The sequence below is a fragment of the Streptomyces sp. NPDC006012 genome, assembly GCF_042871185.1.
Taxonomy (GTDB): Bacteria; Actinomycetota; Actinomycetes; order Streptomycetales; family Streptomycetaceae; genus Streptomyces.
In genome coordinates this window covers 543,312-555,832 of the sequence record NZ_JBIAIE010000001.1, presented here as the reverse complement: position 1 = coordinate 555,832, position 12,521 = coordinate 543,312, and the positions used below count along the sequence as shown (strand labels likewise).

Annotated in this window: 14 protein-coding genes and 1 tRNA gene; 2 read left to right on the top strand and 13 right to left on the bottom strand. The window is 70.5% G+C overall.

The features are described from left to right. Nucleotide 1: 1 nt before the first annotated feature. Nucleotides 2–175: a hypothetical protein gene (locus ACFYPJ_RS02365; RefSeq protein ID WP_389009134.1), complete on the bottom strand. Its 174-nt coding sequence runs from the start codon at nucleotides 173–175 to the stop codon at nucleotides 2–4. A 563-nt stretch (nucleotides 176–738) separates the two neighbouring features. Here ACFYPJ_RS02365 and ACFYPJ_RS02360 point away from each other — a divergent pair. After that, entirely contained in the window at nucleotides 739–963 is a 225-nt protein-coding gene (locus ACFYPJ_RS02360; protein ID WP_389009131.1) for a hypothetical protein, read from the top strand. Between the two features lie 307 nt (nucleotides 964–1,270). Here ACFYPJ_RS02360 and ACFYPJ_RS02355 read toward each other — a convergent pair. The 7 genes from ACFYPJ_RS02355 to ACFYPJ_RS02325 form a co-directional block, all read right to left on the bottom strand. Beyond that, a tRNA-Ala gene (locus ACFYPJ_RS02355) sits at nucleotides 1,271–1,343 on the bottom strand. A gap of 114 nt (nucleotides 1,344–1,457) precedes the next feature. Continuing rightward, nucleotides 1,458–2,132 (bottom strand): histidine phosphatase family protein, encoded by a 675-nt coding sequence (locus ACFYPJ_RS02350; protein WP_389009128.1) that lies wholly within the window; start codon nucleotides 2,130–2,132, stop codon nucleotides 1,458–1,460. Further along, nucleotides 2,123–2,569 carry a ribosome silencing factor gene (gene rsfS, locus ACFYPJ_RS02345; RefSeq protein ID WP_389009126.1) on the bottom strand — a complete coding sequence of 149 codons (447 nt, stop codon included), beginning with the start codon at nucleotides 2,567–2,569 and terminating at the stop codon, nucleotides 2,123–2,125. Before rsfS ends, ACFYPJ_RS02350 begins: the two co-directional genes overlap by 10 nt. Nucleotides 2,570–2,734: 165 nt before the next feature. Continuing rightward, a complete protein-coding gene (locus tag ACFYPJ_RS02340) occupies nucleotides 2,735–4,438 on the bottom strand; it encodes a LytR C-terminal domain-containing protein (protein WP_389009123.1) in 1,704 nt (567 codons plus the stop codon). 16 nt (nucleotides 4,439–4,454) lie between these two features. Beyond that, on the bottom strand, nucleotides 4,455–5,141 hold the full coding sequence (gene nadD / locus ACFYPJ_RS02335) for a nicotinate-nucleotide adenylyltransferase (protein WP_389009120.1): 687 nt from the start codon (nucleotides 5,139–5,141) through the stop codon (nucleotides 4,455–4,457). A 79-nt stretch (nucleotides 5,142–5,220) separates the two neighbouring features. After that, complete coding sequence (locus ACFYPJ_RS02330) at nucleotides 5,221–5,433, bottom strand: hypothetical protein (RefSeq protein WP_389010165.1); 213 nt, start codon at nucleotides 5,431–5,433, stop codon at nucleotides 5,221–5,223. Between the two features lie 106 nt (nucleotides 5,434–5,539). Next, complete coding sequence (locus tag ACFYPJ_RS02325) at nucleotides 5,540–5,701, bottom strand: hypothetical protein (RefSeq protein WP_389009118.1); 162 nt, start codon at nucleotides 5,699–5,701, stop codon at nucleotides 5,540–5,542. 101 nt (nucleotides 5,702–5,802) lie between these two features. Here ACFYPJ_RS02325 and ACFYPJ_RS02320 point away from each other — a divergent pair, with 101 nt between their 5' ends. After that, nucleotides 5,803–6,906: a M48 family metallopeptidase gene (locus ACFYPJ_RS02320; protein WP_389009115.1), complete on the top strand. Its 1,104-nt coding sequence runs from the start codon at nucleotides 5,803–5,805 to the stop codon at nucleotides 6,904–6,906. A 271-nt stretch (nucleotides 6,907–7,177) separates the two neighbouring features. Here ACFYPJ_RS02320 and ACFYPJ_RS02315 read toward each other — a convergent pair whose 3' ends face one another. From ACFYPJ_RS02315 to proB, 5 genes are all read right to left on the bottom strand, one after another. Then, nucleotides 7,178–8,251, bottom strand: a complete 1,074-nt coding sequence (locus tag ACFYPJ_RS02315) for a hypothetical protein (protein WP_389009112.1) — start codon at nucleotides 8,249–8,251, stop codon at nucleotides 7,178–7,180. 89 nt (nucleotides 8,252–8,340) lie between these two features. Further along, the gene (locus ACFYPJ_RS02310; RefSeq protein ID WP_389009110.1) at nucleotides 8,341–8,961 is read right to left on the bottom strand and encodes a hypothetical protein; all 621 of its coding nucleotides are present in this window, start codon (nucleotides 8,959–8,961) and stop codon (nucleotides 8,341–8,343) included. A 370-nt stretch (nucleotides 8,962–9,331) separates the two neighbouring features. Continuing rightward, nucleotides 9,332–10,618, bottom strand: a complete 1,287-nt coding sequence (locus ACFYPJ_RS02305) for a glutamate-5-semialdehyde dehydrogenase (protein WP_389009107.1) — start codon at nucleotides 10,616–10,618, stop codon at nucleotides 9,332–9,334. 74 nt (nucleotides 10,619–10,692) lie between these two features. Continuing rightward, nucleotides 10,693–11,121, bottom strand: a complete 429-nt coding sequence (locus tag ACFYPJ_RS02300) for a hypothetical protein (protein ID WP_389009104.1) — start codon at nucleotides 11,119–11,121, stop codon at nucleotides 10,693–10,695. Between the two features lie 146 nt (nucleotides 11,122–11,267). Next, nucleotides 11,268–12,374, bottom strand: coding sequence for a glutamate 5-kinase (gene proB / locus ACFYPJ_RS02295; protein WP_389010105.1), 1,107 nt, complete (start codon nucleotides 12,372–12,374; stop codon nucleotides 11,268–11,270). Nucleotides 12,375–12,521 lie beyond the last annotated feature (147 nt).

Sequence of the window (12,521 nt, the reverse complement as noted above, 5' to 3'; positions counted from 1 at the left end):
ATCAGCTCCAGCTGCGGCCGCAGGCCGTGCACACGTACGAGATCCCGCCGTTGTCGCCCAGGACTTGGGCCACATGTGCGGAACCGCAGGAGGGGCAGCTGAGCCGGGCGGCCGTGTCCCGTATCAACGCCGCGTCGAGGAGGTGGCCGACCTCCTCGAGGATGCTCTCAGGCATCGCTACTCCCTCCCGTCGGGCCGCGCCCCCTTCCAGCGGTTTGATTCTGCCACGGCCAGGCCAATACGGTCAGCGACGCCTCAGTACCAGTCCGGACACGGCAGCACCCGCAGCCGTCCCGGCCGGCGCCCGCATGCACGCCGAAAGCGCCTCCGCAGAGGTCCACACCCCCGGGCTCCCAACGGCTCAAGCGGGTTCAGGAACAGGGCGCCGAAGACCACCGCGCCGGTCAGCCGGGGGCCGTTGTCAGTGGCGGGTGGTTCACTTTCCGCAGGGCTCGAAACGGGTGCGGACCCGATGCAGGCCGGATGTCGTCGTCATGCCGTCGAGCCTGGTGACACGCAGGTTCGGGTGCCGAGAGCCCGCCGTTGCCGGTACTGCCGGCACCAGGCATCGGACAGGTCGGGCGCCGACGATGTGATGTGAGGTACGACTCGAAAGGACGGGGGAAGGAATGACGGGGGAAGGTATGACGCGGCGCATGACGACGCGTGAGGTGATCATGGAGTGGGCGGGAGTACACCGCCGAACCGAGCTGGGGTCGCCTGTGCCGCCGGGCAGAGGTGTGCTTCACCAGGGAGCAGGAAGGGCTCACACGCGCGGGCGGGCCAAAGGGGCACCAGGAACGCGAACTACCGCTCATCGTGGCCGCGTTCCCGTCCGACTACGGCAGACAGGTCGGCGAGCCTGCCTGGGAGGAGTTCATACGCGCCCTCGCGGCGGCCAGTCCGTACTTCGCCGGGTTGCGGGCGAGCGGCGTCGTGGCACACCACCGGGACCGCGGGTGAAGACGTTCCGTCACAAGCCCGCCGGTGAGCTGCGGATGAAGTCGCGCCCACTGTCCCTCTCGCAGTCGCTGTCGCTGTCGCTGTCGCTCGACGGGATGCCGGAGGCCGGATCGTGGCCTGCATACCGGAGAGCGACGAGGTGTGCGGGAAGATCGCGTTGCTGAGGGAGCGCAGACAGCGGCTGTGGCCGCCGACGGGCGAGGGGGCCGCCGGAATCATCCGTACGTGGAAAGAAGAAAATCCCGCCCCTTGAATGGGACGGGATCCTCATCACCGATCTTTGACAACTCAACAGAGTGCCGATCAGTGGAGCTAAGGAGAATTGAACTCCTGACCTCCTGCATGCCATGCAGGCGCTCTACCAACTGAGCTATAGCCCCTTGCGCCACGCGGTCGAGCCGCATGGTGTCCGTCCCGCTCGGCGGGGCGAACAAGAAGAACTTTAGCCTGTGACCTGCCGGAAAGTGAAATCCATGTCCCGGCTCCGGACGGGCTCAGGTGTCGTCGCCCAGGACGGGTTCCGGGAGGGTGCCCGCGTTGTGTTCCAGAAGGCGCCAGCCACGGGCGCCTTCGCCGAGAACGGACCAGCAGCAGTTGGAGAGACCGCCGAGACTCTCCCAGTGCCGGGCGTCCAGGCCGAGGAGGCGCCCGATGGTGGTGCGGATGGTGCCGCCGTGGCTGACCACCACGAGGGTGCCGTCCTCGGACAGCTTCTCGGCATGCCGCAGCACGACCGGGGCCGCCCGGTCGGCGACCTCGGTCTCCAGTTCGCCGCCGCCGCGGCGGACCGGCTCACCGCGCTTCCAGGCGGCGTACTCCTCGCCGTGGCGGGCGATGATCTCCTTGTGCGTCAGTCCCTGCCAGACGCCCGCGTAGGTCTCCCGCAGCGCCTCGTCCCGGGTGACGTGGAGGCCGGTGAGCGCGGACAGTTCGGCGGCGGTGTCCGTGGCCCGTCGGAGGTCCGAGGCGACGATCGTGTCGGGCCCCAGCGAGGCGAGCAGCCGGGCGGCGCGGCGGGCCTGGCCGATGCCGGCCGCGGTCAGCTCGACGTCCGTGGTGCCCTGGAAGCGGCGTTCCACGTTCCAGGCGGTCTGGCCGTGCCGCCACAGGATGATGCGCCGCCCCCGGCCGACACGGTCGGTCACCTCGCCGGTGGCGCTCACCGCCACTCGCCCTGCGCTTCGGCCGTGTCCTCGGCGGCCTGCTGCCGGGCATGCTCCTCGGCCTTGCCCCGGGTGGCCTTGGCGTCGGCCGGCAGCTCGATCTCGGGGCAGTCCTTCCACAGCCGCTCCAGGGCGTAGAAGACGCGCTCCTCGCTGTGCTGGACGTGGACGACGATGTCGACGTAGTCCAGCAGGATCCAGCGGGCCTCGCGGTCTCCTTCCCGGCGCACCGGCTTGGCGCCGAGCTCCTTCTGGAGCCGCTCCTCGATCTCGTCGACGATCGACTTGACCTGGCGGTCGTTGGGCGCGGAGGCCAGCAGGAAGGCGTCCGTGATCGACAGCACATCGCTCACGTCGTAGGCGATGACATCGTGGGCGAGCTTGTCGGCGGCTGCCTGGGCAGCGGTGTTGACGAGTTCGAGGGAACGGTCGGTGGCGGTCACTACGTAGCTTTCGGTCGAGGGTGGAGATCGGGGGCGCGGGGCGACCCCCGCACGGCACAGCTCGTCGGCGGTCACTCGCCATCAAGGGTCTCACGGACCGTCCGGGGCACCCCACGTGATTATCGGATCACCCGGGGTGCCCGCACCGCCTTCCGGTGCCGTCCGTCAGGAGGACGACGGCTTGTAGTCCTGGCCGAGGACCACCGAGACGTCGGCGTTCGAGCCGACCGCGCCCTTCGCCACGGCGCTGTCGGACAGCCCCAGGGTCTTGGCGACCTCGGTGGCGTCGTCCTTGTGGGAGGCGTCCGAGTAGAGCACCTGCGACGTGGCCCGGGTGTTGCTCTCGGTGCCGCCGTCCAGGAAGGTGAAGCCGCCGTTGAGGAGGACCACACGGGCCTTGTCCGAGTCGCCCTTGACGCCGGTCGCGTTCTGCACGGAGACCCGGAGGGAGGAGCCCTGGTCAGGGCTTTTCGCGGTACCGCCGAGGATGTTCTTGACGACGTCGGAGCTGGTCTGGGCGCTCAGCGTGCCGTCCGACTGCACGGGCAGCAGGGCCGACTTGTAGTCGCCGCCCTTGGCGAGGTCGGCGAGCCTGGCGAGGAAGGCGCCGAGGTTCTTGTCGGACAGCGGCGGCTCGATGATCTGCCCCAGCGTCTGCACGGTGACGGTCGCGCCGTCGGCGTCGGACGAAATCTTGCGCAGCACGCCCTGGAGCACCTGGCCGAACCGCTCCAGCTGGGCGTTGTCGGACTCGCCCGCGGCGCGATAAGTGGCGTAGGCGACGGCCGCCTTGCCGCTGAGGGTCTGGTCCTTGCCCTGGTGGACGAGGGGGGCGGTGCCCTTCTTCTTGCTGTCCGGGTCGGGGACGTCGGCGTTGGTGTCGACGTCGATGTTGCCGACGAGTTCGACGAGGTTCTGCAGATAGGGGGTGTCGAGCCGCCAGGTGCCCTCGATGCTCGTGCCGAGGACGGTGTCGAGCTGGTCGCGGGTGCCGGCGGAGCCGTCGTCGTCGACCGACTTGGCGAGGGTCGTCACGCCGCCCGAATCGTCGGACAGGGAGAGCGAGTTGGGCAGCAGGACGGTGGTGCCCTGCTTGGTCGTGCTGTTGTCGACGAGCAGCGCCGTGGAGGTGCCGCCCTTCGCGGTGTTGTGCAGGTGGACGACGATCACCTGGCGCTTCTGGGCACCGGCGGCCGTCGAGGTACCGCCCTTGGCGCCCGACGAGGGCAGGCCGGGCAGCATTCCGGCGTACCAGAGGTAACCGACGCCGCCGACCACGACCAGGGCGAGGACGACGACCAGGGCGACGACACGGCTGCGGGCGCGGCGGCGGGCCTCCTCGCGGCGTTCGGTGCGGTTCTCCGTGAACTTCAGCCAGTCGATGACGTCCTCGGAGTCGCCGTCCGGCTCCTCCACGAAGGCGAACTGCTCCGTGTGGTAGTCCCGTTCACGCGCGGCGGGGCCGTCGTCCGGCACCTGGGCCGGGCCGGGCTGCTGCGGGATGTGGGCGGTCTGCTCGGCGACCAGGGGCTGCTGGGTGGCCGGCGCCTGCCCGTAGGGGTCGTGGGGCGCCGTGCCGCCGGTGGCGTGCGTGCCGGTGCCGTACGGGTCGTAGCCGGGCGCCTGGGAGCCGTAGGAGGGAGCCTGGGGCTGCGTGCCGGTGTCGTACGGGTCGTACGCCGGCGTGGGCCGCTGCTGCTGTCCGGTCGCGTACGGGTCGTAGCCGTAGCCCTGCTGCGCGTACGGGTCGTACGCCGGCTGCTGGGGCTGCTGCGTCGGGATCTGACGGTACACGGGCCGTCCGTACTCGTCGTAGCCGACGAGTTCGTACTGGTCGCTCCCGTACCCCGGGTCGTTTCGGTCGTTCACCGGTGCCCCTCTCGGCTCACTCGCCGCGGTACAGCTCGCGCTTGGCGATGTAGCGCACGACTCCGTCCGGCACCATGTACCAGATGGGATCCCCCTTGGCGACTCTGCCACGGCAGTCTGTGGAGGAGATGGCCAGCGCGGGAACTTCGACGAGCGAGACACCGCCCTCCGGGAGCCCTGCGTCGGTCAGGTGGTGGCCGGGGCGGGTCACCCCGATGAAGTGTGCGAGGGAGAACAGTTCCTCGGTGTCGCGCCAGGTCAGCAGCTGGGCGAGGGCGTCGGCGCCGGTGATGAAGAAGAGGTCGGTGTCCGGGTTGAGCGCGCGCAGGTCACGCAGGGTGTCCACCGTGTAGGTGGGGCCGCCGCGGTCGATGTCGATGCGGCTCACCGAGAACTGCGGGTTCTCGGCCGTCGCGATGACCGTCATCAGGTAGCGGTCCTCGGCCGGGGAGACCTTCCGGTACGACTTCTGCCAGGGCTGGCCGGTGGGCACGAACACCACCTCGTCGAGGTGGAACTGCGCGGCGACCTCGCTGGCCGCCACGAGGTGTCCGTGGTGGATCGGGTCGAAGGTTCCGCCCATCACACCGAGACGGCGCTTGCCGGTGTGCGCGGGACCACCGCCCGGCCTGTCCTGCGGGGTCTTCACCCTGCCGTTCTCCGCGCCGTACGCCGGACCGGTAGGCATGTCCTGCTCTCCCATGCGTGCAGACCCTACCGGCCCGGTCCCCGGGCCCCGCCCGGCAGACCCCCGGCTACGGCCGTGGGGCCGTCCGGCGGGCTCAGCGGTCGCGGTTGAAGCGGGTGGTGATCCACAGCAGAAACAGCAGGATGAGGAACGCACCGCCACCGGTCACGAGCGGGTTGAGGCTGGGGTGGTTTCCGCCGCGCTCCTCGCCCTCGGCGGCGACGGTGACCAACTGGACTGCGGTGGTGTGGATGCTCATCTTCGGCAGGACCAATCCGGTGTGGGCGGGATAAAGATGTCGGCTCATGGTAGAGGGCTGCCGCCGTGGCGATCACGCCGACTCCGCCATTGGGCATGGCGGAGGGCGGCCCCGGATGCTCACCCGGGAATGCCGGGGGAACCTTCCCTGGAGCTCAGTCGTCCTTCTGTTTGTACCCACGCAACAGGAACCACGCGGTCAGCACACATCCCAGCACCATCACCACCAGGACGATCCGGAGCAGATTCCCCGTCCCGTGCTGTTGTGCGGCGACGGCGGCCTCGGCCAGCCGGACGGTTGCGGGGTTGTGCTCCATGACGTGGACTCCTTCGGCTGTACTGCCCGTCCACGGTATCTCCGCCTAGGCTGGGCCCTGCCTCGGGGGCTCATCGGCACACAACGCACTTGGGGGATGACATGACCGACAGCGGCCATGAGCACAATGGGCACGAGCACGTGCCGAGCAGGCAGCGCAGGCGCTTCCCGGGGATCTCCTCGCGTGCGTACGAGCACCCCGCCGACCGCAGCGCCCTGGTGGCCCTGCGGCGGCTGAGCGGCTTCGACACGGTCTTCAAGGCGCTCAGCGGGCTGCTTCCGGAGCGCAGTCTGCGGCTGCTGTTCCTGTCCGACTCGGTGCGCGTCTCGGACCAGCAGTTCGCGCACCTGAACGACATGCTGCGCGACGCCTGCTACATCCTGGACCTGGAGAAGGTCCCGGCGATGTATGTGAACCAGGACCCGCAGCCGAACGCGATGTGCATCGGCCTGGACGAGCCGATCATCGTCGTCACCACCGGCCTGGTCGAGCTGCTCGACGAGGAGGAGATGCGGGCGGTCGTCGGCCACGAGGTGGGGCACGCCCTGTCCGGGCACTCGGTGTACCGCACGATCCTGCTGTTCCTGACCACCCTCGCGCTCAAGGTGGCCTGGATCCCGCTGGGCAATCTCGCGATCATGGCGATCGTGACCGCGCTGCGGGAGTGGTTCCGCAAGTCGGAGCTGTCGGCGGACCGGGCCGGCCTCCTGGTGGGGCAGGACCTGCAGTCCTCGATGCGGGGCCTGATGAAGATAGCCGGTGGCAACCATCTGCACGAGATGAACGTGGACGCGTTCCTGAAGCAGGCCGAGGAGTACGAGGCGGGCGGCGACCTGCGCGACTCGGTGCTGAAGATCCTGAACGTGCTGCCGCGTTCCCACCCCTTCACCACGGTCCGCGCGGCCGAGCTGAAGAAGTGGGCCGAGACCCGCGAATACCAGCGGATCATGGATGGTCACTATCCGCGACGCAATGAGGACAAGGACGCTTCGGTCAGCGACTCGTTCAAGGAGTCCGCTGCCAGCTACGCCGGCGATGTGAAGAGTTCCAAGGATCCGCTGATGAAGCTGGTCTCGGACATCGCGGGCGGCGCCGGGAACCTGGGCGGCCGGGTCCGGCGAGGCTTCGACGGATTCACCGGCCCCGCGAAGGACCAGCGGCCCAAGGACACACCGCCGCCCGGAGACGGCGAGACCGACGACTGACCCCGCCGCCACCACAGCGACAGCTCCGTTCACCACCACAGCGACGGATTTCGTCACCACCGCAGCGACAGCTCCGGTCACCACCGGAGCGACAGCTCCCGTCGCCACCCCAGCAGCGGTTTTCGTCACCGTCGGGGCTCCTGTGACCACCGCGTCGGCCACTCCCGTCACCACCACACCGACGGCTTGCGTCAGCACCACAGATCCTGTGACCACCGCGCCGGCAGCTCCCGTCACCGTCGCGGTGCCGGTTGCCCCTCGCCGGCTGGGGTCACGGTGTCGGCTGTGCCCCGGAGGCCAGCCGTCCGCACAGCGCCGTCGTGCCGCCCGTCGCGTAGGGGTCCGTGCTCGCCGGGCCGCCCGCCTCGGCGGTCTGGCCGGCGAGGACCGGGCGGAGCCGGTCGGCGGAGTCCTCGGCGCAGGAGAGCGGGCCCGCCTGCACGGAGGAGGTGATCAGCTGCACCTGGCGGGTACGCAGGTCGCTCTGGTCGAAGCGGAAGGTCAGCTCCCGGCGGACCGTGAACAGGGAGACCCGCGCCTTGTCGCCGGAGCCGGCGGGCCTCAGCGCGTAGACGAAGGTGTGGTCCGCGGTGACCTCCAGGGTGGCCGAATCCGCCTCGATGACCTGCAAGGACCCCTGGACCCGGATCTTCTGGTCGGCCAGCTCGGCGCGGGTGGGGTCGAGGCGGACCAGCCATCCGGTGGGCGCGTGCCTGCCGTCCGCGGCGGGGTGCTGGAAGCTCTGGTCGAACTGGTCGAGTTGGTCGGGGTCGACCAGCATGCGGGCGGGCTGGACCTGGCGGGCGTCCAGCACCTCGGGGTAGAGCGAGGAGTGGACCAGGTAGTCCTTGGCCGTGGTCAGTGCGGTCAGCACCTGGCTGTCGGAGAAATGCTCGGTGCGCCGGGTGGCGGGCAGCGGTATCCCCTCGGCACCGACGCCGAACTGCGCCGCAGGGCTGTGGTCGTACAAATATTCGGCGTCGGTCGCGCCGGGCACCTTGCCCTGCGGGGAGAGCGGGATGACGGTCATGCGCAGAGGGGTCGCGGATTCCTGGGCGTCGGAAGTGCCGTAGGGGTGGCGTACGCCCATGTAGATCGCGGTGCCGAAGGCGACGGCGATCAGCATGACGAGAATCAGGGCCTGCCGGGACAGCAGCCCGCGGTGCAGGGGCGGGCGACGGCGCACGGCGGGTGCGTGGTCGGTCATGCGCTCCCGCGCGGAGGACTCCTGAAGGCGTGCAGCACGCACGAACGACTCGTCGAACACGACGGATCGGTATTCGTCTTCCCCACCGCTGGGAGCGCCCTTGGGTGTCCCCTCAGGTGGGTCTCCTGGCCCGCCCATACTTTCAGAGTAGGTCTCAGGGGGCTTGGGTAAACGCCCTGGTACACGACAAGTTCTGACAGGTTCTCACCCAGGGCGTGCGCGGGCGCTCAGGGCGTGCGGGGAACCGCGGAGACCGCCGGCTGGGAGTACTCGGCGGACGCGGAAGGAGCAGCCGACGTGCCCTGTCCGAGCCCGGTGGAGGCGGGTGCCGGTACCTGGTGCTCGCGGTTGCCCGAGGAGGCACCGCGGTAGACCGCCGCGAAGGCCAGGGCGATCATGCCGACGCCCATCAGCACGGCGAGCACCCAGGCGACAGGGCGGTGCCAGCGGACGTGCTTGCCGAATCCGAGGGCGCCGTAGCGGCCCTCCAGGGCATCGAGGTCGTCGAGGTCGCGGTCGTGGCCGAAACCGGGCCCGTCGGGGCCGTACGCCTCGTCGTACCGCTCGCCTCTGGCGGGTGCGCGGCCTGCTTCCGCCTCGGATGCCTCGGCTCTGGCCTGCGCGGCAGCGAGGAGGCGCTCGACGGCGGTCGGCTCGTGTACCACGGCCGCCCGTACGAAGCCCTCGTCGAACACCACGGAGGCGAACTCTTCGTCCGACACCCCGTGGTCGTGGTCGTCGTCGGGCTCCCAGCCGTCAGGGAACGGCGTGCCCCCCACGTCCTCCGGCACGAATCCAGAGTAGACCTGAGGGGTCAATTTGGGCAGACGGTATGGAAATTCATCCATCTGCTGAGACGCCCTCGGCCTCCCCGGCCCGAGCGGCGCCGCCGGTACCTGACCGCTCACACCCCGCGAGTGTGCGTGCCCGCAAGTACGCCCCTGCTGGAACACGTCCCCGGGAGACGGCCCCGGCGGTGAGCCCCACGCGAGTGCGGCCCCACTGGCACGGCCCCGCTGGTACAGCTCCGCTGGCACGGCCCCGCTACGGCCCTCTGGTACATGCCTCGGTCGGCACGCGCCTCCGACCCGATACCGCCGGCCCCGCACCTCCGTACACCCCCGCGACCTGCGCCCCGGCACCCCGATGCCCCGGGCGCTCGGAGGGTCAGCCGGTGCGGCGACCCCTCCGAGGACGTGTCAAGGCCGGGTTCCGCGGTCAGCGGCGTACGTGGCCGTCGCCGGTCACGATGTACTTGGTGCTGGTCAGCTCCGGCAGGCCCATCGGGCCGCGCGCGTGCAGCTTCTGCGTGGAGATGCCGATCTCCGCGCCGAAGCCGAACTGGCCGCCGTCGGTGAAGCGGGTGGAGGCGTTCACGGTGACGGTGGTGGAGTCGACCAGCTGGGTGAAGCGGCGGGCGGCCTGCTGCGAGGTCGTGACGATCGCCTCCGTGTGGCGGGAGCTCCACAGCCGGATGTGCCCGACGGCCTGGTCCAGCGAGTCCACGATCCCGACGGCGATGTCGTGGGACAGGTACTCGGTCTCCCAGTCCTCCGGGGTGGCCTCGACGACGGTCGCCTTGGATTCCTTGGCATATGCCAGAGTGCGTTCGTCGCCGTGGACCGTGACCCCGGCCTCGGCGAGGGCGTCCAGGGCGCGCGGCAGGAACGCGGCGGCGATGTCCTGGTGGACGAGCAGGGTCTCGGCGGCGTTGCAGACGCTGACCCGCTGGGCCTTGGAGTTGATCAGGATCTCGACGGCCATGTCGAGGTCGGCCTCGGCGTCGACGTAGACGTGGCAGTTGCCGGTGCCGGTCTCGATGACCGGAACCGTGGACTCGGAGACGACCGTCCGGATGAGGGAGGCGCCGCCGCGCGGGATGAGGACGTCGACCAGGCCGCGGGCGCGCATCAGCTCGCGGACGCTCTCGCGGCTCTCGCCGGGCACCAGCTGCACGGCGTCGGCGGGCAGCCCGGCCCCGCCGACGGCGTCCCGGATCACCCGGACGAGGGCGGCGTTCGACGCGTAGGCGGAGGCCGAGCCGCGCAGCAGGACAGCGTTGCCGGACTTCAGGCAGAGGGCGGCGGCGTCGACGGTGACGTTCGGGCGGGCCTCGTAGATGATGCCGACCACGCCGAGCGGGACGCGGACCTGGCGCAGATCGATGCCGTTGGGGAGGGTGGAGCCGCGGACGACCTCGCCGACCGGATCGGGCAGTGCGACGACGTCCCGCACATCGGCGGCGATCGCACGCACCCGCTCGGGGGTGAGGGTCAGCCGGTCGATGATCGCCTCGCTGGTGCCGGCCTCGCGTGCCTTGGCCACGTCCTTGGCGTTGGCCTCGACGACCTCGCTGGTCCGTACCTCCAGGGCGTCCGCGATGGCGAGCAGCGCGTCGTCCTTCACGGCGCGCGGCAGCGGCGCGAGGTCGGCGGCAGCGGCCTGGGCCCGGTAGGCGGCCTGGACGACCGGGGACATGGCGTCGTACGGGGAGAGCGTGGTCATGAAGGAAGGGTAGTGCGCGGTCCGGGCCCGGACCGCGCTCGTTCCACACCGCGAGACGGGATCAAAAGACGGGATCAAAAGGGATGAACCCCTACCGGAGTGGCCGGCGCCGGGCCGTAGCCCTCCGAGATGCGCTGGTGGTAGGTCTCGCGGTCGATGACCTCCAGGCCGACGATCTCCCACGGGGGCAGCCCCGCGGTCTGGCGGTGCTCGCCCCACAGGCGCAGCGCCACGGCCGCCGCGTCGTGCAGGTCGCGGGCTTCCTCCCAGTAGCGGATCTCGGCGTGATCGGGCGCGTATCTGCTGGTCAGCAGGAAGGGATGGTCGTGGGCGAGCTGTTCGAGGCCGCGGCGCAGCTCCTTCAGGGGCACCTCGTCGCCACAGACGCTGAGGGTGACGTGCCACAGGCGCGGCAGGTCCTTCGGCTCCTCGTAGGACTCCCCGGCCGCGACACTCGTCAGAGCACCACGGGACGCCGCAGCCCCAGGGCGCACTCGTCTCACGACGGCCTCCTTCACCCAGCGCTCGTACGGATCGCGCGGATCGCACCTTCCCGGTACGTCCCTGAGACAAAGTTGAGCAGGCCGCACGGCTTTGCGTGGCGGTTTTACGGAACGTCCCCCACCGGGGGCGGTCGGATCGCCGCCGTTTACGGTTGCAGGATCACCAGATCGTCCCTGTGTACGACCTCGCGTTCGTACGCCTGGCCCAGCTCGCGCGCGAGCTCCCGGGTCGAACGTCCGAGCAGCTGGGGGATCTCCTTGGCGTCGAAATTGACGAGTCCGCGAGCCACCGCGTGGCCCCGTCCGTCGCGCAGCTCCACGGGATCGCCCGCGCTGAACTCGCCCTCGACGGCCGCGATCCCGGCGGGCAGCAGCGAGGTGCGGCGCTGCACGACGGCCTGCACCGCGCCGTCGTCCAGGGTCAGGGAGCCCTGCGGGGTGGAGGCGTGCTGGAGCCACAGCAGCCGGTCGGCGGAGCGCTTGCCGGTGGGGTGGAAGTAGGTGCCGGTGTCGCCGCCGGCGAGCGCGACGGCGGCGTGGATCGCGCTGGTGAGCACCACGGGAATGCCGGCGGCGGCCGCGATCCGGGCGGCCTCGACCTTGGTGGCCATGCCGCCGGTCCCGACCCCGGCCCGGCCGGCGCTGCCGATCTCGATTCCTTCGAGGTCGGCGGGCCCGCACACCTCCGCTATCCGGGAGGTCCCGGGCCGCGCGGGGTCGCCGTCGTACACGCCGTCCACGTCGGAGAGCAGGACCAGGAGGTCGGCGTGGACGAGGTGGGCGACGAGGGCGGCGAGGCGGTCGTTGTCGCCGAACCGGATCTCGGCGGTGGCAACGGTGTCGTTCTCGTTCACGACGGGGAGGGCGCCCATCGCGAGGAGCTTGTCGAGGGTGCGGGAGGCGTTGCGGTGGTGGACGCGGCGGCTCATGTCGTCGGAGGTGAGCAGGACCTGGCCGACCCGGAGGCCGTAACGGGCGAAGGAGGCGGTGTAGCGGGCGACGAGCAGGCCCTGGCCGACGCTGGCCGCCGCCTGCTGCCGGGCGAGGTCCTTGGGGCGGCGGCGCAGGCCCAGCGGTGCGAGGCCCGCGGCGATGGCTCCGGAGGAGACCAGGACGATCTCGCGCTCTCCGCCGCTGCGGCTGCGGGCGAGGACGTCGACGAGCGCGTCGACACGGTCGGCGTCCAGGCCGCCCGTGGCGGTGGTCAGCGAGGAGGAGCCCACCTTGACGACGATCCTGCGGGCCTCACCCACGGCCTGCCTTGCCCTTGCCACCTTGCCCTCTGTCCCCTCGCTCAGGTCCGGCTGCCTGACCGGCAATCTACGCGAAGCGGATCCCTGGCGGCGCATCGGTCCACTCCCCGGACAGACGCAGAGTGATGGTGCGAACACGCATCGCAC